Source organism: Mesorhizobium sp. B2-2-4 (assembly GCF_006442375.1).
Taxonomy (GTDB): domain Bacteria; phylum Pseudomonadota; class Alphaproteobacteria; order Rhizobiales; family Rhizobiaceae; genus Mesorhizobium.
In genome coordinates this window covers 168,909-188,555 of sequence record NZ_VFWB01000009.1, presented here as the reverse complement: position 1 = coordinate 188,555, position 19,647 = coordinate 168,909, and the positions used below count along the sequence as shown (strand labels likewise).

18 protein-coding genes are annotated in these 19,647 nt (G+C 62.8%); 8 read left to right on the top strand and 10 right to left on the bottom strand.

All coding sequences use genetic code 11. From position 1 onward, the window contains the following. Positions 1–15 precede the first annotated feature (15 nt). A complete protein-coding gene (locus tag FJ959_RS23325; protein WP_140515048.1) occupies positions 16–471 on the top strand; it encodes a VOC family protein in 456 nt (151 codons plus the stop codon). A 55-nt stretch (positions 472–526) separates the two neighbouring features. On the opposite strand, the gene FJ959_RS23320 is transcribed toward FJ959_RS23325, so the two are convergent. The 3 genes from FJ959_RS23320 to FJ959_RS23310 all read right to left on the bottom strand — a co-directional run bounded on the left by FJ959_RS23320 (position 527) and on the right by FJ959_RS23310 (position 2,989). Next, entirely contained in the window at positions 527–1,084 is a 558-nt protein-coding gene (locus tag FJ959_RS23320; RefSeq protein ID WP_140632306.1) for a TMEM175 family protein, read from the bottom strand. 564 nt (positions 1,085–1,648) lie between these two features. Next, positions 1,649–2,521 carry an NmrA family NAD(P)-binding protein gene (locus tag FJ959_RS23315; RefSeq protein ID WP_140557292.1) on the bottom strand — a complete coding sequence of 291 codons (873 nt, stop codon included), beginning with the start codon at positions 2,519–2,521 and terminating at the stop codon, positions 1,649–1,651. A 45-nt stretch (positions 2,522–2,566) separates the two neighbouring features. Continuing rightward, positions 2,567–2,989, bottom strand: coding sequence for a DoxX family protein (locus FJ959_RS23310; protein WP_140581192.1), 423 nt, complete (start codon positions 2,987–2,989; stop codon positions 2,567–2,569). 116 nt (positions 2,990–3,105) lie between these two features. Between FJ959_RS23310 and FJ959_RS23305 the strand changes: the two genes are divergently transcribed. Continuing rightward, positions 3,106–4,011 (top strand): LysR family transcriptional regulator, encoded by a 906-nt coding sequence (locus FJ959_RS23305; RefSeq protein WP_140581190.1) that lies wholly within the window; start codon positions 3,106–3,108, stop codon positions 4,009–4,011. Positions 4,012–4,203: 192 nt separating this feature from the next. Here FJ959_RS23305 and FJ959_RS23300 read toward each other — a convergent pair whose 3' ends face one another. From FJ959_RS23300 to FJ959_RS23290, 3 genes are all read right to left on the bottom strand, one after another. Further along, positions 4,204–5,121: an NADP-dependent oxidoreductase gene (locus FJ959_RS23300; protein WP_140632303.1), complete on the bottom strand. Its 918-nt coding sequence runs from the start codon at positions 5,119–5,121 to the stop codon at positions 4,204–4,206. Between the two features lie 156 nt (positions 5,122–5,277). After that, entirely contained in the window at positions 5,278–5,979 is a 702-nt protein-coding gene (locus FJ959_RS23295; protein WP_224681810.1) for a nitroreductase family protein, read from the bottom strand. Positions 5,980–6,107: 128 nt separating this feature from the next. Continuing rightward, positions 6,108–7,064, bottom strand: a complete 957-nt coding sequence (locus FJ959_RS23290; protein WP_140632300.1) for an AraC family transcriptional regulator — start codon at positions 7,062–7,064, stop codon at positions 6,108–6,110. A 261-nt stretch (positions 7,065–7,325) separates the two neighbouring features. On the opposite strand from FJ959_RS23290, the gene FJ959_RS23285 reads away from it, so the two are divergent. After that, positions 7,326–8,279, top strand: coding sequence for an EamA family transporter (locus tag FJ959_RS23285; protein WP_140632298.1), 954 nt, complete (start codon positions 7,326–7,328; stop codon positions 8,277–8,279). Between the two features lie 12 nt (positions 8,280–8,291). Here the strand turns inward: FJ959_RS23285 and FJ959_RS23280 are convergent, their stop codons facing one another. After that, a complete protein-coding gene (locus FJ959_RS23280) occupies positions 8,292–9,728 on the bottom strand; it encodes a PLP-dependent aminotransferase family protein (RefSeq protein WP_140632295.1) in 1,437 nt (478 codons plus the stop codon). Between the two features lie 578 nt (positions 9,729–10,306). Between FJ959_RS23280 and FJ959_RS23275 the strand changes: the two genes are divergently transcribed. Continuing rightward, positions 10,307–11,431 (top strand): acetylserotonin O-methyltransferase, encoded by a 1,125-nt coding sequence (locus FJ959_RS23275; RefSeq protein ID WP_224619146.1) that lies wholly within the window; start codon positions 10,307–10,309, stop codon positions 11,429–11,431. 191 nt (positions 11,432–11,622) lie between these two features. After that, positions 11,623–12,081: a cytochrome c gene (locus tag FJ959_RS23270; protein WP_224619145.1), complete on the top strand. Its 459-nt coding sequence runs from the start codon at positions 11,623–11,625 to the stop codon at positions 12,079–12,081. Between the two features lie 159 nt (positions 12,082–12,240). Here FJ959_RS23270 and FJ959_RS23265 read toward each other — a convergent pair whose 3' ends face one another. Further along, entirely contained in the window at positions 12,241–13,785 is a 1,545-nt protein-coding gene (locus tag FJ959_RS23265) for an alpha/beta hydrolase (protein ID WP_140632292.1), read from the bottom strand. A gap of 283 nt (positions 13,786–14,068) precedes the next feature. Here FJ959_RS23265 and FJ959_RS23260 point away from each other — a divergent pair, with 283 nt between their 5' ends. Further along, positions 14,069–14,863, top strand: coding sequence for a class I SAM-dependent methyltransferase (locus FJ959_RS23260; RefSeq protein WP_246679002.1), 795 nt, complete (start codon positions 14,069–14,071; stop codon positions 14,861–14,863). Here FJ959_RS23260 and FJ959_RS23255 read toward each other — a convergent pair. Then, positions 14,857–15,951 carry an ROK family transcriptional regulator gene (locus FJ959_RS23255; RefSeq protein ID WP_140498347.1) on the bottom strand — a complete coding sequence of 365 codons (1,095 nt, stop codon included), beginning with the start codon at positions 15,949–15,951 and terminating at the stop codon, positions 14,857–14,859. The genes FJ959_RS23260 and FJ959_RS23255 overlap by 7 nt on opposite strands. Before the next feature lie 57 nt (positions 15,952–16,008). Further along, the gene (locus tag FJ959_RS23250; protein ID WP_140632289.1) at positions 16,009–16,659 is read right to left on the bottom strand and encodes an SGNH/GDSL hydrolase family protein; all 651 of its coding nucleotides are present in this window, start codon (positions 16,657–16,659) and stop codon (positions 16,009–16,011) included. Between the two features lie 355 nt (positions 16,660–17,014). Between FJ959_RS23250 and FJ959_RS23245 the strand changes: the two genes are divergently transcribed. Together FJ959_RS23245 and FJ959_RS23240 are read left to right on the top strand one after the other, a co-directional pair. Beyond that, the gene (locus FJ959_RS23245) at positions 17,015–18,061 is read left to right on the top strand and encodes a substrate-binding domain-containing protein (protein ID WP_348640297.1); all 1,047 of its coding nucleotides are present in this window, start codon (positions 17,015–17,017) and stop codon (positions 18,059–18,061) included. A gap of 68 nt (positions 18,062–18,129) precedes the next feature. Continuing rightward, complete coding sequence (locus tag FJ959_RS23240; RefSeq protein WP_140632284.1) at positions 18,130–19,641, top strand: sugar ABC transporter ATP-binding protein; 1,512 nt, start codon at positions 18,130–18,132, stop codon at positions 19,639–19,641. Positions 19,642–19,647 lie beyond the last annotated feature (6 nt).

Sequence of the window (19,647 nt, the reverse complement as noted above, 5' to 3'; positions counted from 1 at the left end):
CGAAGGGGACGGACTATGAAGTCTGGCACAGCCGCGTTCGGAATATTATCGCTTGAGGTTGTCACACTGCCGATAAGCGATATCGATCGTGCGCTCCGGTTTTATGTGGACCGGGTCGGCTTTGCGCTCGATGTCGACTATGCGCCGAACACCACCTTCCGTGTGGTCCAGCTCACGCCGCCTGGCTCCCACTGCTCAATACAATTCGGCAAAGGCGTTACGGACGCGCCCGCAGGGTCGCTTCGCAACATCTATCTTGTCGTTACGGATATTGAGACTGCGCGAAGCCGGTTGCTCGAACGCGGAGTCGAAGTCAGCGAACTCAAGCACAAGGCTCCGATCGACGGCTGGGGTGGGGCGTTCGCCCCAGGTTTCGACCCCAACCACCGAGACTATGCCAGCTTCGCGGGCTTCTCGGATCCAGATGGCAACACTTGGGTGCTGCAGGAACGGGGACACCCTGATGTGTGATGCGCGAGCAGCGCTGTGAAATCGCAAAAATGCTGCGGAGTTAGGCCTACTTTTGTCAGTTTCGCCGCGTTTCAGCCATTGGCGGTTCGGGATTCAAATAGCCGAGCAGACAGCAGATGCAGAGACCCAAGCCCGCAAGGGGGTACTTCAGCGCAATCATTGCAGCCACGCCGAAGAGGGCCAAGGTCGTAAAGGATCGGACGCGCATGAGCCTGCGTACTTTGGGCGAAATCTTGACGCTGCTTCGCCGATCGAGCAGCTCCCAGATCAGCCCGATGTAGGCTGCATTCACCAGAGAGAAGGCGGCTGCGTAAAAGGCTACGGGCTGCGGCTCGAGTTCGCTCACCGCCATCCAAGCAGTGGATAGCGGGAGCAGTGAGATCGAAAACAAATGCGCGAAATTGAACCACATGAGGTGCGGTGTCGTCTCGCGAGCGTAGCGCATGAGGTAGTGGTGATTGGCCCAGACGATGGCGATGAAGATGTAACTCACAGCGTAACTCAGCCACGTCGGCCACAGGGATAGCAACGCAACGAAAGTCGGCTGACCGGGTGGTCTCAACTCCAGCACCAGCACGGTGATGAGAACGGCGAATACGCCATCAGAGAACATGCTCAGTCGTTTCTAGAGTCGCAGGGCAAGATATTTGCGTCAATTGGCTGTCGACTTACCTATCTCGGCTCGGAGTTCCGGCATTCAGGGTTCTTGCGAGATAGCGTCTTCCCGTGCCACTCAAACCAAGCGCCAATCGGGAAGGCAATGAAGATCGATGATCCGCTCGGATCCGGCTCACATCTCTGCCGCCATGAACGCAGACGAAAACGACCACTTTCGGGAACGTTTGAAGTTTGCTGAATGGCGGGAAAGAGGCGCATAGCAGCCGTCCAACAAACGCGCATTCGCCTTGCGCCGACCTCAAGCCTGAAGGGCACCGCCTCAGCCCCCCACTCCTTCACCGCCCCCTCATAGAGGGGGCTCGACGAAGAATGATAGAGCACCGGCAGCGGATCGATCAGCGCGCCTGCCATTCATAGACGTTCGGGCGCTCGGTAAGCGCGCCAACCGGCACGTCTTGTTTTCGCCTGCCACATCCGCTTCCGAGGCGCTCGCTCCGCGTGAACGGCTGAGCACTTCCCGCGCCGCGTCTAACGCGGGAAGTCTCCGTCTCTCCCGGCCTTACGCCTTGGCGGCGTTGTGTGCAGCCTCGAACACATCGCGTGCGGACGTCGTACCGGCTACGTGCTCCGTACTCGCGACGCCAAGGTCCATCCATCCCGCGTTCACGGCTTCGAACATTTCTTCGGCAGGTCCGGAGTGGCCTTTCGGGATGCCGAATTGCTCGAAGGCTTTCGCCCACCCTGCACGCGGGATTGCAAAGGCTTTCACGTCGCGATTGAGGACTTCACCCAGCTGTCCCGCGACGTCATCGGCGGTGACCATCGAACCAAGCTCGATGACGCGCTGGCCCGACCACGCCGGCCCGGTCAAAAGGGTTGCGACCTCCGCGCCGATGTCGTTCGTCGCGACCATGGTCGATTTGCGGTTTGTCGGATTGTAGTAGACCGGTAGCGTTCCGCCCTGCGCGACCTGCAAGCCGTAGAGGAAGTTTTCGAAGAACCCGCCGGCGCGCACAAATGCGATTGGCGATTTCAGGTCGCGAAAACCTCGCTCCAGAAGCGACAAGGCCGTGATCACTCCGTGTCCGCCGGTTCTGTTCGCGCCCATCGACGAAAGCGCAACCACGCGCGGCGGCGCTGCCTTGGTGAGCGCCTCGACATAATTTGTAATCACGCCCTTTGCTTCCTTGTAATCGGGCGAGGGCGCCCAGACAGGGGGCAACATGACGAACGCGCCTTCGACGCCTCCGAGCGCTTCCTCGATGGCTGCCGAATTATTCCAATCGCCCTCTACCAGCTCCACGCCCTTGCTCGCCCAGTTGGCTGCCTTCTCGCGATTGCGGACAAGCGCGCGTACTTCCTTGCCGTGCGCCAGCAGATGTTCTGCCGTTGCGCCGCCAACTTTTCCCGTGATTCCCATGACTAGAAACATGTGTTTTCTCCTGATGTTGAGGGACAGGGCACTGCCCCGGTTGGTTCAATGGATGAGTGGTAGAATGGCCCGGACTCGGGGATCGCGCAGATAGAGGCCGCCCCATGCCAGCGCGCCCAGAAGCAGGGAAATGATCTCCGGCGGCGACCCCAACTCACCAATGCGGACGTGGGCGCAGATGGCACCGCCCAAAAAGCCCGTCACCAGGATCGCGCCGAGGACGGCGGTGGCCGGAATGGCGTAGAGGATGGCGCAGGCGAGTATGATGGGACCCACGACACGGGTCAGGTCCAGCGCGAACCCGGTTTCCTGCAACATGCTCGCGATCTGTGCCGGCGCAAAAAGCTGGATGGTGCCGTCTGCCACCAGAACGATAACGACAAGCGCGCTCATGATCCGGCCGGTCCACAGGGCGCGATGCAAGGTCACGGTTTCGGCTGTCTGACGCGGGTTCATGGTTTCGGACACTTGTCGTTCTCCGATGGGGAGATCCCATATCCGAAACTTACTGTGCCTCCTGAGTGTGATAAACACCGAGGAAATGAACCAACTGTTCTCTTTCTGGAAAACAATACGAGGCACGAATGCAGAATCTCGAGCACGTCCTCATTTTCATAACGGTCGCGGAAATGGGCAGCTTCACCCGCGCGGCCGATAGCCTGGGCATCCAGAAGGGGAGGGCCTCGACGGCGGTCCGGAAGCTGGAAGAAGATGTCGGTGCCAGGCTCCTGCACCGGACGACGCGCAGCGTGCGGTTGACGGAGGACGGGCGCGCATTTCATGCCCGTGCCCGCGATCTGCTGGCTGAAGTCGATGATCTGCACTCGATGTTCGCGGGCGATCGCGTGGCGCTTCGCGGGCGTTTACGGGTCGATCTCCCGACCGAAGTGGCCCGCACGACGATCGTTCCGGCCTTGCCGGATTTCATGGCGGCTCACCCAGAATTAGAGCTGGAGATGTCGAGTACCGACCGGCAAGTCGATCTGGTTCAGGAGGGGTTTGACTGCGTCTTGCGACTTGGTCCCATCGGGGACGAGACGCTGATTGCCCGCCCGCTGGGCCTGTTGCGCATGGTCAACGCCGCCAGTCCCGCTTATCTGGCGCGCTATGGCGTCCCTCGGTCGCTGGACGACCTCCAGCGCCAGGAACATCGGACAATTCATTTTTCGACGATGCTGGGCGCGAGACCGCATGGATGGGAATATCCGGACGGCGACGGCTACGCGACGCTTCAGTTGCCAGGCGCGCTACACGTCAACAGCGCGCAGACCTACGACGCTGCCGCCGTCGCCGGCCTTGGCCTGATTCAAGCGCCGCTCCTGGGGATTGGCCAATACTTGAAGAGTGGAGCGCTGGTGGAGATCATGCCCGATTTGCGTCGCCGGGCGATCCCCGTGTCCTTCGTCGTAGCACATCGCAGCAATCTGTCGCGCCGCGTCCGCGCATTCATGAAATGGATCGAAGATGTACTGGCGCCGTATCTCGAATAGCGGGACGAACATCTTCGTCCCGCCCGAAATTGCCATCCTGAGTATGTCTGCCGGTCGGCGGTCGCGGGCCAACAGAATGCGACACTGAAAACAACCGGGTTCGACATGAGATCTCGCTGCTCGCAGCCTATCCGGAGCCGCCCGTCTGGACGAAATCGAGGAGAGGGGAACCGTCCTCTCTCCCCCAAGTCCTCACGGGCGAACACGGATGACCGTTTTCCCCGCGCGTCGTTCGGTCGAGTTGAAGGCCGCGATCGCCTCGTCGAGGGTCGCGACTTTGCCGATGTTTGTCCGCAGGCGTCCGTCCCGCACCCGCTGGACGATTTCGCTCAGCTGGGCACGATCGGACTCGACGACGAAGTCGACCGCCAGGCCATCCACGGGCCGCGTCTCGGCCGGGCCGACGACGGTCACGAGCGTGCCTCCGGCTCGGATCAGGCCCGCGGACCGCTTCTGGATGTCGCCGCCGATGACATCGAACACCAGATCGACGCCGCGCACGTCTTCCAGGGTGTCGTTCTCGAGGTCGACGAATTCATTCGCGCCGAAGTCGAGCGCCTTCTGGCGGTCGGCAGAGCGTCCGGTGCCAATGACGTAGGCGCCGGCCTCTCGTGCGAGCTGCGTCACCATCGACCCAACGGCGCCGGCCGCACCATGCGCAAGGACGCTCTGCCCCGCCTGAAGACGGCCGTGCTGAAACAGTCCCTGCCACGCGGTCAGGCCCGAGATCGGCAGGCTAGCGCCCACCGTGAAGTCGACATCGCCCGGCAGTGGCGCGAGGTTGCGGGCCTCGATGGCGATATACTCCGTCAGGGTGCCGTCGCGATACCAATCGGCGAGGCCGAACACCCGCTGGCCTACCGAGAGCCCGGTCGTGCCATAGCCGAGGGCGGTGACCACTCCGGCCAGTTCGTGCCCGGGGATCGATGGCGTCCGGTCGCGATCGACGCGATCGGTCCAGGTCGAGGGCCACGTCAGCTCGGTCGGGACGAACCCCGACGCATGAATTTCGACGACGACATCGTTTATCGCCGCCTGCGGCTCGGGCCGCTGCACCAATTTCATCCCGGCCGTTCCTGCAGCCTGGTCCGTCACTACGATCGCTTTCATGGGAATTGTCTCCTCAGACATTTGTTGGTTCGGGGTAATTTACGGGCGTGGAAGGACTTTTCGATCTCTCATGCAATCAGCCATTGGCGCGGCGCCTTCCACGAGAGCGGCAGTTCTTGCCATCCTCGTCTCCGTAAGATCTGGAGTTGCCGGGGATTATGCAAACTCCAGGACATCGGCCACCGGCATGCGCGGCTTCTGCGGCCAGTTGCCGGCTCGCTCCGGCCCGACGGTCAGCAGCATGACCGGCACTTCGTCTTCGGCCAGGCCGAACTCGCGGTGCACCGCCTCGGCGTCGAAACCGATCATCGGTGTCGAACCCATGCCCAGCGACCGGGCCGTGTAGATGATCGCCGCGGTGCCGAAGGTCGCGGAGCGTACCGCCTCGTCGCGCTGGCGCTGCGGCTGATCGTCATACAAACCGCGAGCGGGGATCTCCCATTCCGGCACCAGGTGCGCCGGCATGATGCCGGCCTCCACCACGGGCGCCAGGCGGGCTGGGACGGTGCTGGCATCGGCCAGCCTGCCGATGATGATGAAGGTCACGGCCGCATCGGTGATCGCCGGCTGATTCCAGGCGATCGGGCGCAGCCGTGCCTTGGCTTCCGGCGAGCGTACGGCGATGAAGCGCCAGTTCTGCAGGTGGAAGGAGGTTGGCGCGGACGTGCCGATACGCACCAGGTCGCGGATTTGGTCGTCGCTCAGGGTGGCAGCGGGATCGTAGTACTTGGCGGCGCTGCGGCTCAGGATCGTTTCGATGACGGCATTCGTCGCGAAAGCGTTTTCGCTCTTCCCGGTTTGCGCGAAGATCTGGGCGGCTACGCGGGTTGCGGGTCCGGTGGTGGCGAGGCAGTTCATTGGATGGCTCCCTTATCAAGTGATTGCCTAGCCTAATTTACGGGGAGGAGTGATTATCTCGAGACTGAATAAGCTCAATATGATGCGTGAAAGGATCAAATTGCCTTCCAGATACCAGACTGCGCGTCTTACTCGCCCTTGTGCGCCAGTCGCCGCCACTCCCCCGGCGTCATCCCCATCCTTTCGGCGAAGACACGCCGGAACGCCGAAACGGATTGATACCCGACGGTCTCGGCCACGGCCTCGGTGCTGATCGCCGGCTTCTTCAACTCGTTGGCGGCCAGACTCATGCGAAGATCGGTCAACAAATCGAGGGCGGAGCGACCCAGCTTGTCCTGGAACTGGCGCATGAACGTAGCGCGCGACATCCCGCACAAATCGGCCAGATCGGGCAGTTTCCAGGGCCGTGCCGCATCGGCGAACATCGCGGAAATGGCTGGAGCAAGCCGTGGATTGCCGGCCAGGGCCAACAAACCTTCGGGGGCTTTCCCGGATCGGCTGGCCGCGCGCAGTACCAATGTGAACAGGGCCGAAGAAAGCGCGTTGAGAATGGCCCGTCCTCCGGCTCTGTCTCCGGCGGCCTCCATTCGCATCAGCGTCACCAGGCCGGCCAGTTGGCTGGAGGCGGAGCCGATGCCGTTTTCTTCATCGCCATCCTTGGACCGCGCCACCAGATCCGCAGGCAGGTAGTTGCGGACAAGCCGATCATGGGGCGGCGCGATAAAAAATCGCCCACACAGCAGATCCAGTTGCTCGCCCTGGCCATCATTCTCGCTCAGCATCCATCCGGCAGCCCCCCGCCGTTGCTGGGTAGGGATTGGTATTTGCCCGCTGCCGTCGTGCAGCACATGCGCCGCGCCGTGAGGCAGCAGCACAATATCTCCACTCACCAGCTCCCTTGCTGCTCTCGTGTCCGGATCCTCCAAAATGGCCCGGCCCCTGACGATGACATGGTAGGGAATTTCGTTTGCGGCAGCCTTGCTCCAGGCAATGCGCCACGGCGCACCGTAGGCGCAGCGGACCTCGAGCTGGCCGGTAACGGTGATGATTTGCAAGAGATGGCTGAGCCAGTCCACTTCAGACATTGGACCTCGAAAACCGGAAATGGTGAAACATCTTATCGCAATTGTGCACTGGTTCTATCTGTCGCTCACATTTCCAAACCCGGCTACGCTCGCGCCTGGATCGCGAGCGAGCCACCGAGCGCCGCACGATCGGAACAGGGGGCCTGTATCAGGCGCCGCGGCCAAGTGCAGTTTCTTTCGCCTTTCAAAACGGATGCACGACCCAACTGCGCAGGCTATATTGTCCCATCGGGCCGACGTCATCGAAGGGGAGGGCATGACATGCAGGCAATGCCGATAGCGCACCACGTCGCGCAACCCGAGGTCGTGCCCTCCGTGACCGGCTATCCGGCCGCCGTCCTGTGCTGGCTGCTTTCGGCTGGCGTCTATATCGCGGCCAAATGGGTGGCGCCTGAAATGCCGCCCTGGGGCCTCTGCTTCTGGCGGCTGACGCTTGCCTGCGCCATCCTGCTGCCGATCGTGCACCGTCATCACGACGCGATGATCGGACTGTTGCGAACGCGCGTCGTGGAGGTCGTTGCGGTGGGGGCGATCGGCCTCACCCTATGTCAGGGTATGATCTATCATGGCCTCAACGACACCGACGCCACCACGGCCGGCATCATCATGGCGCTGTCGCCTGTCATGACGATGGTGCTCGCCCGTTTCGTGCTTGGCGAGCCGCTCGGGCTGTGGAAGTCGCTAGGCGCGCTGGTTGCGCTCGCCGGGATGATTTTCATCGTTGCCCACGGGAACCTGACGGCGCTGCTGCAACTCAAGTTCAACGCCGGCGAGCTCTGGATCGTCGGCAGCGCGTTCTGCTGGGGCCTGTACACCGTGCTTTTGCGCCGTGCCAAATTCGGCATCGAACTCCTGCCGATGGTCGTGCTGCTGCTCGGCGCCGGTGCGCTGGTCGCCTTGCCGTTCCACGTCTGGGAATTGTTCAACGACGAACGCTCCGCCATGGACGTCCACAGCATTCTCGCGCTCGCCTATCTGGCAGGTCCGGGCGGCGCCTTGATGTACTATCTCTACAACAAAAGCGTGGAAACGCTCGGCGCGAGCCGAGCGAGCATGCTGCTCTACCTGCAGACGATGTTCGTCGCCATGCTTGCCTATCTGCTGCTCGGCGAGGGCTTGCACGATTACGATCTGGTCGGCGCGGCCTTCATCGTCACAGGCATCGTACTCGCCACCGTGGTCAAACCCAGGCCAGCTCAACCACGCGTGGCGTAGATAAATCGAAGGTCAGGGCGGTTCACTGTCGAAACAGGCGCGCAGCAAATGCAACCCTTCTTCGATGCGGGGCGTCGGAATGGCGCCATACCCCAGCATGATGCCGGCTCGCGGTATGGCGTTCACGGCGAACCGTGACAGGATCTGGACGGCGACGCTGCGATCGGCTGCGCGGCGCGCGACCTCGGCGATCTGGTCCGCCGACATTTTCCGGGCAAGAGCGGTGAGATGGAGCCCCGTTGTCGATGGGATGAGCTCGAGATGATCGGCAAAATCATTGGCGATGGCGTTCGCGATGATCTGGTGCCGTTCCCGGTAGATTGCGTTCACCCGACGGATGTGACGCGCAAAGGCGCCCTCATCGATGAAACGCGCGAGCGCTGCTTGCGCCGGGGTCGATGAATGCCAGTCGCTGACGAATTTCGCTTTGTGCACGGCCGCTCGCAGCGATGGCGGCGTCAATATGAAGCCCAGCCGAAGCATCGGCAGCATTGTCTTCGAGAAGGAGCCGACGTAGATGACCCGGCCGTTTGCGTCGAGCGTCTGCAACGGCTCGAGGGGACGGCCCCCGAAACGGAACTCGCTGTCGTAGTCGTCTTCGATGATGGCCGCGTTATTTCGCTCGGCCCAGGCCAGCAGCGCCTGCCGGCGCGGCAGCGTCATCGTCACCGAAAGCGGAAATTGATGAGACGGCGTGACATACACCGCTCGGACTCCGCGCGGTAGCGCATCAACGACCGGGCCCTGGCGATCCACCGGTACACCGACCACACGAATACCCAAGGCCTTGAACAAATGCCTCGGAGGACCGTAGCCCGGATCTTCAATGGCAATTGCATCGCCCGGTGCCAGCAGGACGCGGGCCAGGACATCCAGTGCCTGCTGCGTACCGTTTGTGACAATGATGTCGTCCGCAGCCGCCCCGATCCCTCGGGAGATGCCTATGTGCCTGGCGATTGCGACCCTGAGATCGTGATGTCCGGCGGGATGCTCGTAAGTGCCGGCGGTCGCTTCGCCCGAACGCAGCGCCCAAACCACCGACCGCCGCCACGCCCCGTGCGGAAACAGCGAAGCATCGCAAAACCCGGCGTGAAAGTCGAACCGAACCGGCTCGAATGCGGGTGGTGGGGCTATCGCCTCCCAGATCTGGCGTGGCTGGAGCACGCCGGTAGATCGGCGTCCGGTCTTTTCTCGCCCGGCCGGCACGACCAATTCGCTGATGAACGTCCCAGACCCCTGCCGGGATGTCACGAACCCTTCCGCGGCGAGCCGTTCATAAACCACGGTCACGGTGGCACGCGACACGGCAAGCGTCCGCGCCAGTTCGCGGCCAGGCGGCAGAGGGTCGCCGGGCCGCAGCCGTCGATCCAGAACGGCGCGCCGTATCTGACGATAAATCTCGCCGCTGAGATTCTTGCGCCCGACCAGGCTTATGTGAAAGGCGGTCATTGTTCAGCAACTGGAATTGGTCTGACGCAGGCACTGGAATTCAGCCTGCCACCAGTCCTCCTGCGTCCTGCGCTGGCTTAGCGGTAGCGCCTTGCAAGTGTCGTCATGCCAATTGGAATTGGACTGGCCAAGAATCCATGAATTGGCACTTCTATCGGTCCTCTAGCCTCCTTACCATTGCTTCGGCGGCAAGGGAAGAAGCGGATGGCCGGCTATGGGAGGCTGAAATGCCTCGAGCGGAGACTCGAATCCATCACCCGTCGAGCGTGCGACTACCTTGGTCTGTGCCGAAAACCACAGTCGCGGCCCTCAAGACTTGGCAATTATCCGTCTCAAGAGGTCGGGCAATCGCGGATTTGTCCCCCGAGCTGTTGAGGGACATTCGGACCACGGGGCCGATCCTACGCCGGTCGCCACGGCTGACCCTATTCGCGCCATCGGCGCGGCCTTGCGAGCACAAGGCCGCCGCCGCTTGCTGGTGGACCATTCGATCGGCGGCATTTTCGAAACCCGCGCCGTCGAGACCACCGCGCGGCTCGAAGCTGCGAACCAACCGTCAACATTTTGGGGAGAGTGCCATGCCCAACCATCAGCGCTCTGCTACGCGCACGACAACGCTTGCCCACCAGCCCGGTTCGATCCCGGGCGAGACAGGGCTGCGCGCGGCCGACCGACCAATCGTCACCAAGCAAGAGCTTCCTTCCGCTGTCCCACTGATGGCGCTTTCGACCGGTTTCTGGGCCTTCAAGACTCTGGCCGCCGCGCACGAGTTGGACCTCTTCAGCCGCCTTGCGAGCGGCGCCGCCATCACGGTTGCCGGTTTGGCGGAAGCGCTCGGCCTGCATCAACGACCGGCCGAGATGCTGTTGACCGGCTGCGCTGCACTTGGGCTCCTGGAGAAAACGGACGGCCGCTATCGCAACACGCCCTTAAGCGAAACTTATCTCGTGAAGGGTAAGCCGTATTACTTCGGCGGCTTCGTGCAGATGGCCGACAAGCGACTCTATGCGGGCTGGGGAAGGCTTGCAGAGGCGCTGCGCACGAACCGGCCAACCACATGGGATCCGGCAGTGCAATCCTCGATGTTCGAGGGCGAGGATCCTACGATGCTGGCGCTTTTCTGGGAGGCGATGCATTCGCTTTCCACGATGACCGCGCGCAAGCTCGGCGAAGCCGTGGATCTCAGTCATTTCCGCCGCCTCCTGGACATCGGCGGCGGATCGGGCGCGTACGACATCGAGCTTTGCAAACAATATGGGGCGCTGCGTGCGACCGTGTTCGACTTGCCGCATGTCGCCGCGATCGCCGCGGGAAAGATCGCCGAGGCCGGCTTGACCGACCGCATCGAGACCGCGGACGGCAATTTCTTCGAACAGCTTCCCGGGGATCACGACGTGCATCTCCTGTCGATGATCATGCACGATTGGGACGAAGCGAAGAACCGCGCCCTGCTGCGCCGATCCTTCGAGGCTTTGCCAAGCGGCGGCGCGGTCGTCATCAGCGAGCTTCTCGTCAATGATGAAAAGACCGGCCCGGCGCCGGCCGCGCTGATGAGCCTCAACATGCTGATCGAGACGGAAGGACGAAACTACACCCCGGCCGAGTATTCGGCGTGGCTCGAGGAAGCCGGATTCAGGCACGTCGAGACGGTCTGGTTCGATGCTCCCGCCGCGAACGGCGCCGTGATCGGCCGCAAACCGTAAGGCGCAACGTAGAGCGGATCAGGTGCGCCGCAATCGGCTGGCCGGGCTGCGTAACGGCAGCCCCCGACGGGAGCACGACAAAGGTCATAGGAGAAGCCAAGAACAAACCAAGGGAGAAAACCATGTTTCCAGCGTCAGTTCGTCTCGCATTGCTCACGGCCTCGGTCGTCGCCCTTCCATCATACGCCGCCATGGCCGACGACGCGCAGGTCGCGCGTGGCGAGTACCTGGTCACGATCGCCGGCTGCAACGACTGCCACACGCCCGGCTACTTCTTCGGCAAACCCGATATGTCGCGTTTTCTTGGCGGCTCGGATGTGGGCTTTGAGATACCTGGCGTCGGTGTCTTTCCCGGTCGAAACATCACACCCGACAAGGAGACCGGCATCGGCAGCTGGACCCCGGAGCAGATCGTCGCTGCGATCCAGACGGGCCAGCGGCCGGACGGCCGCACCCTGGCGCCGATTATGCCCTGGCCTGCTTTTGCGCATCTCACAGCGGACGATGCCATGGCGATCGCGGCGTTCCTGCAAAGCGTGAAGCCGGTAAGCAACAAGGTCCCGGTCCCGTTCAAGCCTGGCGACACGGTGTCGAGATCCATGATGCGGATCATACCGCCGGGCGGAACCGCTGCCGCTGCACCGAAATAGGCCGAAAACCGGCCTTCCACCGGACGTCGTGCTCGACGCCGCCCGGCGTCGTCCCGGAGCATGGCCAAAATGGCATCCGCGCCGGCCTCGCCATTCGCGGTCAGTCCCACAGCCATTTCCACACGCGGAACTGACGGCGGCTGACGCCGCAATCGCGCATCAGCTGCTTCGTGCAAGCGCGCTGATGCTGTCGAGCAGCGGCTGTTGGTCGCCGACCCAAAACCAGTGGTCGTCACCGGCGACCTCGATGAACCGCGCGCCCGGGATCCCGGCGGCCAGGAGCCGCCCCGCCTCGACGCGCACGGCGCGGTCGCCGGACCGGTGCAGGACAACCGTCGGGACGGAGACCTTTGCGAGCAGGGAACGGACATCGGTATCACGCAGGGCTTCGAGCAGGCCCGCGACCGCGCCGGGGCTGGAGGCTGCCCTGAGCAATCCCGCCCACCAGGTCTCCGCCTGGCGGTCTCCGGTGAGGCCCGGGGCGAACGTCTCGATTTCCGCCGGGCCGCCCCAGCCGGCGATCAGCCGCTGCTTCCACAGATCGTATTGCGCGGCGGTCAAGGCGAAGGGATAGTCCGACGCGCGGCTGCCTTTCGCGAGCGAGCCCCACAGGACAAGGCCGATGAGCCGATCCGGATGATCGATGGCGAAACGGACACAACCCGGCCCGCCTTCCGAGGCGCCGATGAGCAAGGCCCGGCTGCTGCCGGCCGCGTTCATGACTGCCAGAATATCCTGCGCTGTCGTTTCGACTGTGGCACGGACACCGACACGGTCGGAAAGTCCCATGCCGCGCCGGTCGAACAGGATCAGGCGGCCCAAGCGCGAAACCGCTGATATCCAGGCGCGGCAGCGTCTGTCTTCCCAGATACGCTCGACATGCGAAATGAAGCCGGGAACAAGCACGATGTCCGTCGGTCCGCTGCCGACGATCTGATAGGCGAGATGGATGCCGTCTACTTCGACGTAGCGCGTCCTGGGCACGTCCAAAGTGACATCTTGAGTTGGCTCCCGCACCAGGGCAAGCGTGGCCGGGTCCGGCGCTACGCCGAGTTCGTCTCGTAACAGCCGGACACAGCTTTCGGCCTGGCGCTCGGCTGCCGCCCTGTCCCCGGCCGCCAGGTGGGCGCGGATCAGGTGACGGTGCGCACTTTCGCTCAAGGGGTCGAGTGCCGCCAGGCGCGTCGCATGCACCACCCCGCTGCGTGGTTCGCCGCCGGCGATCTTCGCTTCGATGGTACGCTCCAGCGTCTGCACCAGTCGGCTACGCAAGGCCTCGCGCCTGAAAAAGACCCATTCGTCGAATTCCGGACAATCCGGGAGTGAGAAGCCGCCGAGATAGTCGCCCTTATAGATGTCGGCCGCCTCGTCGAGCGGGCCGACATTGCAGGCATGCTCGAAAATCTTGGAGTCGAGCTCGACGAAAAGCGCCGGGTGTAGGCTGAGGGATGCCCCCGTGGCGGCGATGACCTCCGTGCCGAACGCGATGCGAATTTTATGCAGTGTGCGCCGAAGGCGTGCTCGTGCGGCTTCTTCGTCGGTTTCGGGCCACAGAAGCGTGGCGGCGACCTCGCGCGCCACGGGCCCGCCGGCCTCGGCGACATAGATGAGGAGCGCGGCCGCCTTGCGCAAGGCGAGCTCCACCGGCTGCCCGTTCAGACGGAACTCCGGAAACCCCAGAAGTCGGAACTCCAATCTTTCCATCGACCCGTACGCGGCCGAGCGGGGACGTTCAGGGGACGCCGGCCTTCTATCCATCCCACGACGTCGGGCCGATCGGGCCCGATCAGGAGACTCCTTGGAGCGAGAAATGTCACCGGTCAATACTCTCAGCCAGCATTGCACGTCCGAGGCCATTGCCGGGGGTGGCGTTCCCATCGGCGTCAAGAACGCAGGGAAAGGAGGCTGAGACATGTGCCAATCCTGTCTCTCCTGGTACGCACGCTGCATTGCTCCCTACCTCGTCCACGCCGGCTGTTCGGCAAACGTGTTCGCGCGCATGCGAAGGCGCCTGATCCCGCGGGCGCAGGGCATTGTCGTCGAAGTCGGCTTCGGGTCCGGCCTGAACCTTCCCTATTACGACGCCGCCAGGGTGGAGCGGCTGGTCGGCATCGATCCCGACGGCACAATGCTTGGCCTGGCCGAACCGAAGATCCGTTCCCTGCCGTTCGACGTCGACTGCATCCGGGCCAGCGGCGAAAGGCTGCCCTTGATCGATGACCTCGCCGACACGGTCGTCGTCACCTATGCCTTCTGCACCATTCCCGACCCTGACGCGGCGCTGACCGAGATCCGCCGCATATTGAAACCTATGGGCCGGCTGATCTTCATCGAGCACGGCCAGGCCGAGGGGCCGCGCGGCCGCAGATGGCAGGAGCGGCTGAACAAGCCGTGGGGACAGATCGCCGGCGGCTGTCATCTCAACCGCCAACCGCTGCACTTGATCCGAGAGGCGGGCTTCCGCATCGTTGAAGAGGAGCGCGGGCGGTTCCCGCTGCCCTTCTGGCAATTGGGAAGCCACTACGCCGGCGTCGCGGTGCTCCGACAGGGTGACGGGCCATCACCCCAGGCCAGATCGTGCATTACGAGGTCCCACGCACATCCGCTTCCGCGCGGAATTGCCGATGACGGTCGTCGGCATCCCGTTCCTGATGCGCGAGGTCACAGAAGATGGCGTGAGGGACAGCTTCTCGCACCGGAGTTAGCCGACATTCAAACCGCGTGCATCCACGTCTCAGATGGGGCTTTGCAACCCTTCTGTTATCAGCGTTCCGATCATTGAATCATAAACCGCGAGCTGAACGGCAGGCTGGCTGCGCCGACGGCTTTCGGGCTGATGGTCACCCGCGCTGGCAACGCTTGGACAGCGGCAAATTCCCGGCCGATATCGGCGCACAAGGCCTTGGCGATTTTCTGCGGCGCATAGCTGGACAGGAGGACCGTCCTGAACTCGACAAACTGGGTCAGCGCCGAGATCGATGCTTTCAGGCGGTTTGAGCATTCCCCCAGCCATTCGGTGTAGGCCTCTCCAAGATCAGGCCACTCAGGGCTGCTGCTCCAGATGATTTCGGACGAGCGTCCGCGCATGGCCAGTTCGCTTTCCAGGCGCATGAGGCCATGATCGAAGCTGGCACTGGAGTTTCCCTTATAGATCTGGTGGTTGAGGATGAGCCTGCTCTGCAGCCTAGCTCCGAGATAGAAGAACAAATAGTCGTTCAGCGGCTTTGCGACGCCGAACATGCTCTCGCCGCCGGCCGCCGCGGTGATGTCGTTCTGGACGAAGACCGGCAGCTTGATCTGCTCTTCGATCTCGCTTTGCAAAGCCTTCAGGGACGTGCTCGATCCGTTGCCGGTTGCAGCCATGGCGTCGACCTCATCGGGAACGGCCAGCCCGATACCCGCGACCCGGCTGCGCGCCTCGACCGGCAGGCTCGTCATGGCTTGCCTGATCGTCGCAAGCAAATCGTTGTTTTGCGGAAACGGATTGGCTTCATCCGCGGGCAACTGCGTGTGGAAGCGCACGGTGCCGATGAAGTCGATTAGCGCGATGTCGATCCTGCGCCGGCTGAAGCCGACGCCGACCGCGTAGGCGCCTTCCGGGTTGAGTGAAAGCGGGATGGTGGGGGGCCCGACACGGCCGCGCTGCGCCTCGCCCTGCGAGACCAGCCCTTCCTGTTCGAGGGAGCGGACGATGACCGAGGCCGTCTGCGCCGACAGACCGGTCTTCTCGCCGATTTCCATCCGCGATATGCCCTCGTTCTGAAGCAGCAGCGACAGCACCAGACGCTCGTTGTAGCTGCGCACGCTCAACGCGTTCAGCCCGCTCGCACGATCGGCGATGCGCAAGGGATTGGGTGGTGCAAACCTCATGTCAGGCAAGGGTCGCCCCATCGGTAAGAGCGCATTGCCGGGCGGCGGTATGGTTGCTCATGTCGAGCGGCTCCAGCCGATCGCATCGACCGCGCGGGCGAGTGCGGTGCCAAGCAGTCTGTGCGCTTCGGCATCGATGTGAAATCCGTCCGCTTCGCTGCAGGACACCACCGAGCCGGCATCGAAAAAGTGCAGTTCGAGCGAATCCGCCAGCACCTCGAACTCGAGCGCCAGCAGCCGCGATTTCTCCGGTGCGCCGGCGAAGATGGACTTCCACTCCTTGACGTCGTCCTGCATCGGCGGCGGTGCGACGATCATGATTTCGGGTGTGGTGCCGCCCGGACCGGGCGCCAGTTCCTTGATGTCGTAGACAAGGCAGCCGATGCCCATAGCCACTTCCGACGGCGGTTTGTTGAAGCGGATCTTGAGGTCATTGGTGCCGAGCATGATGATGACGAGGTCGAGCGTCGCATGGCTCTGCAGACAGGGGCGGAGATAGGTTCTACCGTTCTTGTGTGCCCCCTCGATCGGATCGTCGTGGACGGTGGTTCGACCGCTCAATCCTTCCTCGATGACATACCAGTCGGGGCCTAGATGAGCGCGCAGTATCCCCGGCCAGCGCTCAGCCGGGCCATAGCGCTCGAGCGGCCCCTTGCCGGGGATCTGGCCGTGTGTGTTGGAGTCGCCGTAGCACAAGACTGATCGCATGATTTTCCCGCCGGGACTGACCGCGCGCCGGTGCAGGACGAGCGCTCTTCATGATGAATAGCGGAGTGGCGAAAGGCAAGCAACGGAATAGTCATTCAACATGACTAACTATTGACAGGTCAAACCCACTATGCTTCTAAAGTGCCCGGAGGAGTTCTCGACCGTCATCATTGTCCAGCCGAAATTGGGCCTCGACACACATGTGTTCGGGGGCGGGAGAATTGCGTGCATAGGTCGGTTCGCGACGACAAGCATGCATCGGGAGAGCGTCTCGCGGCCCGTGCGCGTCCGTACGGCTGGAGCAACCACAAGGAGGAGTTCAATGTTAGGATTGCTGAAAACCGTCGGGCTGGGGATGCTCGTTGTATCAGCGCTTGCCGTAACGCCCCTGGCGCACGCGGAAGATATCAAGCTGATGGACGGCGTCGCGCCGCGCCACGACGACACGCGCATGACCGCGGCCGGCGCATTCAAGAAGGATCCCCCCTGGGTGATCGGAATGAGCGACTTCGGCGTCAACGCCAACACCTGGACCGTGCAGGTCGCGCATGAGGCGGAAAATGCCGCGGCAAAGGACAAGCGCATCTCGAAGTTCATCCTGCTCGATGCCGGCTTCGATCAGAAGAAGCAGGTAGCCGATATCGAGGATCTGATCGCCCAGCATGTCGACGCGATCATCGTTCAGCCGGTGACCAGCACGTCCGCCAACGCCAGCATCGCCAAGGCGGTCGCCGCCGGCATCCCCGTCATCCTTCACACCGGCCGCATCGATTCCGATGCCTACACCACCGAGATCCAAGGGGGAGCCGAGCACTTCGGCAAGGTAATGGGCGACTGGCTGGTGAAGACCGTTGGCGACAACGGCAAGATCTGGGTCTTGCGCGGCCTTGCCGGCCACCCGGAAGACACCAACCGCTACAACGGGCTGCTGGAATCACTCAAGGGCACGCATGTGCAGATCATCGCCGAGGAGCATGGCGACTGGCAGTATGACAAGGCCAAGAAGCTGTGCGAGACGCTCTATCTGAACAATCCGCAGGTCGACGGCATCTGGTCGTCCGGCGCCGACATGACGCGCGCCTGCGTCGATGTCTTCAAGCAGTTCGGCACGCCGATCCCGCCGATTTCGGGCGAGGGCAACAATGGCTATTTCGGCCAGTGGATCACGGATGGATTCAAGTCGATCTCTCCGGAATACAGCCCGGCCCAGGGTGCTGCCGGCGTGCGCGCCGCTGTAGCCCTGCTCGAGGGCAAGCAACTCTACAAGCGCTATGTCTACAACCCTGATGGCTGGGACAAGGACAAGGCCGCGAAATACTATCGCGACGACCTGACGGCCAATGTCTGGTGGCCGAGCGAACTCCCCGAAGACAAGCTCAAGGAATATTACGGCAAGAAGTGACACGCCGTGGCCGGCGGGGAGTGGACAAGCGTCCCCGCGGGCCCTTCCAGTGGTGAAGCGAGGGTTTAGTGGCCAATCTTATCGAGATGTCGCACATTTCGAAGGCATTCGGGGGAAGCAAGGCGCTCCACTCCGTTTCCCTCGATCTGAAGGCCGGCAGCGTTCACGCCCTGATGGGCGAGAACGGTGCCGGAAAATCGACCTTGATGAAGATCCTGGCGGGCGTGTATCAGCCCGATTCCGGCGAGATCTTCATGAATGGGGAAAAGCTCGATCTGAAGTCACCGCGCGCCGCGCTCGATGCCGGCATCTCGACCGTTTTCCAGGAACACTCGCTGCTGCCTAATCTGTCGATCGCCGAGAACATGTTTCTCGGCCGGGAGCCGACGAACCGGTTCGGCTCGATCGACTATTCCGCGATGAACAGCCGAACCGCCAAGGCACTCGGCGAACTCGGTCTCACGCTAGACTCCTCGCAACTCGTTTCCAACCTGACCATTGCCGAGCGGCAATTCGTCGAGATCGCGCATTGCATCCAGGCCGACGCCGGCGTGCTTATTCTCGACGAGCCGACAGCGGCGCTCAACGCGGCCGATGTCGATGTGCTCAACCGCAATATCCGCCGCCTGCGCGATAGGGGAAAGGCAATCGTCTACATTTCGCATCGCATGGAGGAAATCTTCGAGCTGTGCGACACTGTGACGGTGCTGAAGGACGGCGCACTGGTCGGCACCAGAACGGTGTCCGAGATCACCGCAGACGAACTCATCGCCATGATGGTCGGGCGCGAACTCCAGGACCTGTTCCCAGATCGCACAGGCGACAGGGGCGGCGAAATCCTGCGCGTCGAGAATCTCAGGATCACCGAGACATCGCAGCCTCTGTCGCTGACGTTGCACAAGGGCGAGATCGTCGCCCTCGCCGGGCTTGAGGGACAGGGCCAGCAGCGCTTCTTGCGCTCCCTCATCGGCCGCTACCATCCTTTTGCCGGGACGATTTCCATCAACGGCAAAACGCTCGACATGCCGCTCTCGACATCATCAGGCGTTCGCCATTTGCAGCAGCTGAAGGTCGGTTTCGTCCCCGAGGACCGCAAGGAGGAGGGGCTCTTTCTCGCTTTGCCGATCGCCCACAACATCGCCATCGGATTGCATTCGAGGCGACGCGAACTTGCGCCGGCGCGGCCCTATCGAAGCGTCATCGCCCGCATGATGGATGTCATGAACATAAAGGCGACAGGGCCGTCCGCTCCGGTCGGTTCGCTGTCGGGCGGCAATCAGCAAAAAGTGCTGCTCGGCCGCTACCTCGCCGCGGATCTCGATCTTCTCCTGGTGGAAGAGCCGACCCGTGGCGTCGACATCGGCGCCAAGTCCGAGATCTACCATCTGCTGCGCGACTTCACCCGCAAGGGTGGCGCGGTGCTGGTGCTGTCGCGCGAGACGATCGAGCTGATCGGGCTGTGCGACCGCATCTATGTCGTCCACCACGACACAGTCGTGGCCGAAATGCCGGCAGCACAGGCGACGGAGCACAAGATCCTCGACGCGGCCCTGACGGGCGGCTCGGCGCGCCGGCACTAGGGGCCT

Coding starts and splice junctions, on each gene's coding strand:
- FJ959_RS23325 (WP_140515048.1), top strand. CDS start 16: ATGAAGTCTGGCACAGCCGCGTTCGGAATATTATCGCTTGAGGTTGTC.
- FJ959_RS23320 (WP_140632306.1), bottom strand. CDS start 1,084: ATGTTCTCTGATGGCGTATTCGCCGTTCTCATCACCGTGCTGGTGCTG.
- FJ959_RS23315 (WP_140557292.1), bottom strand. CDS start 2,521: ATGTTTCTAGTCATGGGAATCACGGGAAAAGTTGGCGGCGCAACGGCA.
- FJ959_RS23305 (WP_140581190.1), top strand. CDS start 3,106: ATGCAGAATCTCGAGCACGTCCTCATTTTCATAACGGTCGCGGAAATG.
- FJ959_RS23300 (WP_140632303.1), bottom strand. CDS start 5,121: ATGAAAGCGATCGTAGTGACGGACCAGGCTGCAGGAACGGCCGGGATG.
- FJ959_RS23295 (WP_224681810.1), bottom strand. CDS start 5,979: ATGAACTGCCTCGCCACCACCGGACCCGCAACCCGCGTAGCCGCCCAG.
- FJ959_RS23290 (WP_140632300.1), bottom strand. CDS start 7,064: ATGTCTGAAGTGGACTGGCTCAGCCATCTCTTGCAAATCATCACCGTT.
- FJ959_RS23285 (WP_140632298.1), top strand. CDS start 7,326: ATGCAGGCAATGCCGATAGCGCACCACGTCGCGCAACCCGAGGTCGTG.
- FJ959_RS23280 (WP_140632295.1), bottom strand. CDS start 9,728: ATGACCGCCTTTCACATAAGCCTGGTCGGGCGCAAGAATCTCAGCGGC.
- FJ959_RS23275 (WP_224619146.1), top strand. CDS start 10,307: ATGCCCAACCATCAGCGCTCTGCTACGCGCACGACAACGCTTGCCCAC.
- FJ959_RS23270 (WP_224619145.1), top strand. CDS start 11,623: ATGGCCGACGACGCGCAGGTCGCGCGTGGCGAGTACCTGGTCACGATC.
- FJ959_RS23265 (WP_140632292.1), bottom strand. CDS start 13,785: ATGGAAAGATTGGAGTTCCGACTTCTGGGGTTTCCGGAGTTCCGTCTG.
- FJ959_RS23255 (WP_140498347.1), bottom strand. CDS start 15,951: ATGAGGTTTGCACCACCCAATCCCTTGCGCATCGCCGATCGTGCGAGC.
- FJ959_RS23250 (WP_140632289.1), bottom strand. CDS start 16,659: ATGCGATCAGTCTTGTGCTACGGCGACTCCAACACACACGGCCAGATC.
- FJ959_RS23245 (WP_348640297.1), top strand. CDS start 17,015: ATGCTCGTTGTATCAGCGCTTGCCGTAACGCCCCTGGCGCACGCGGAA.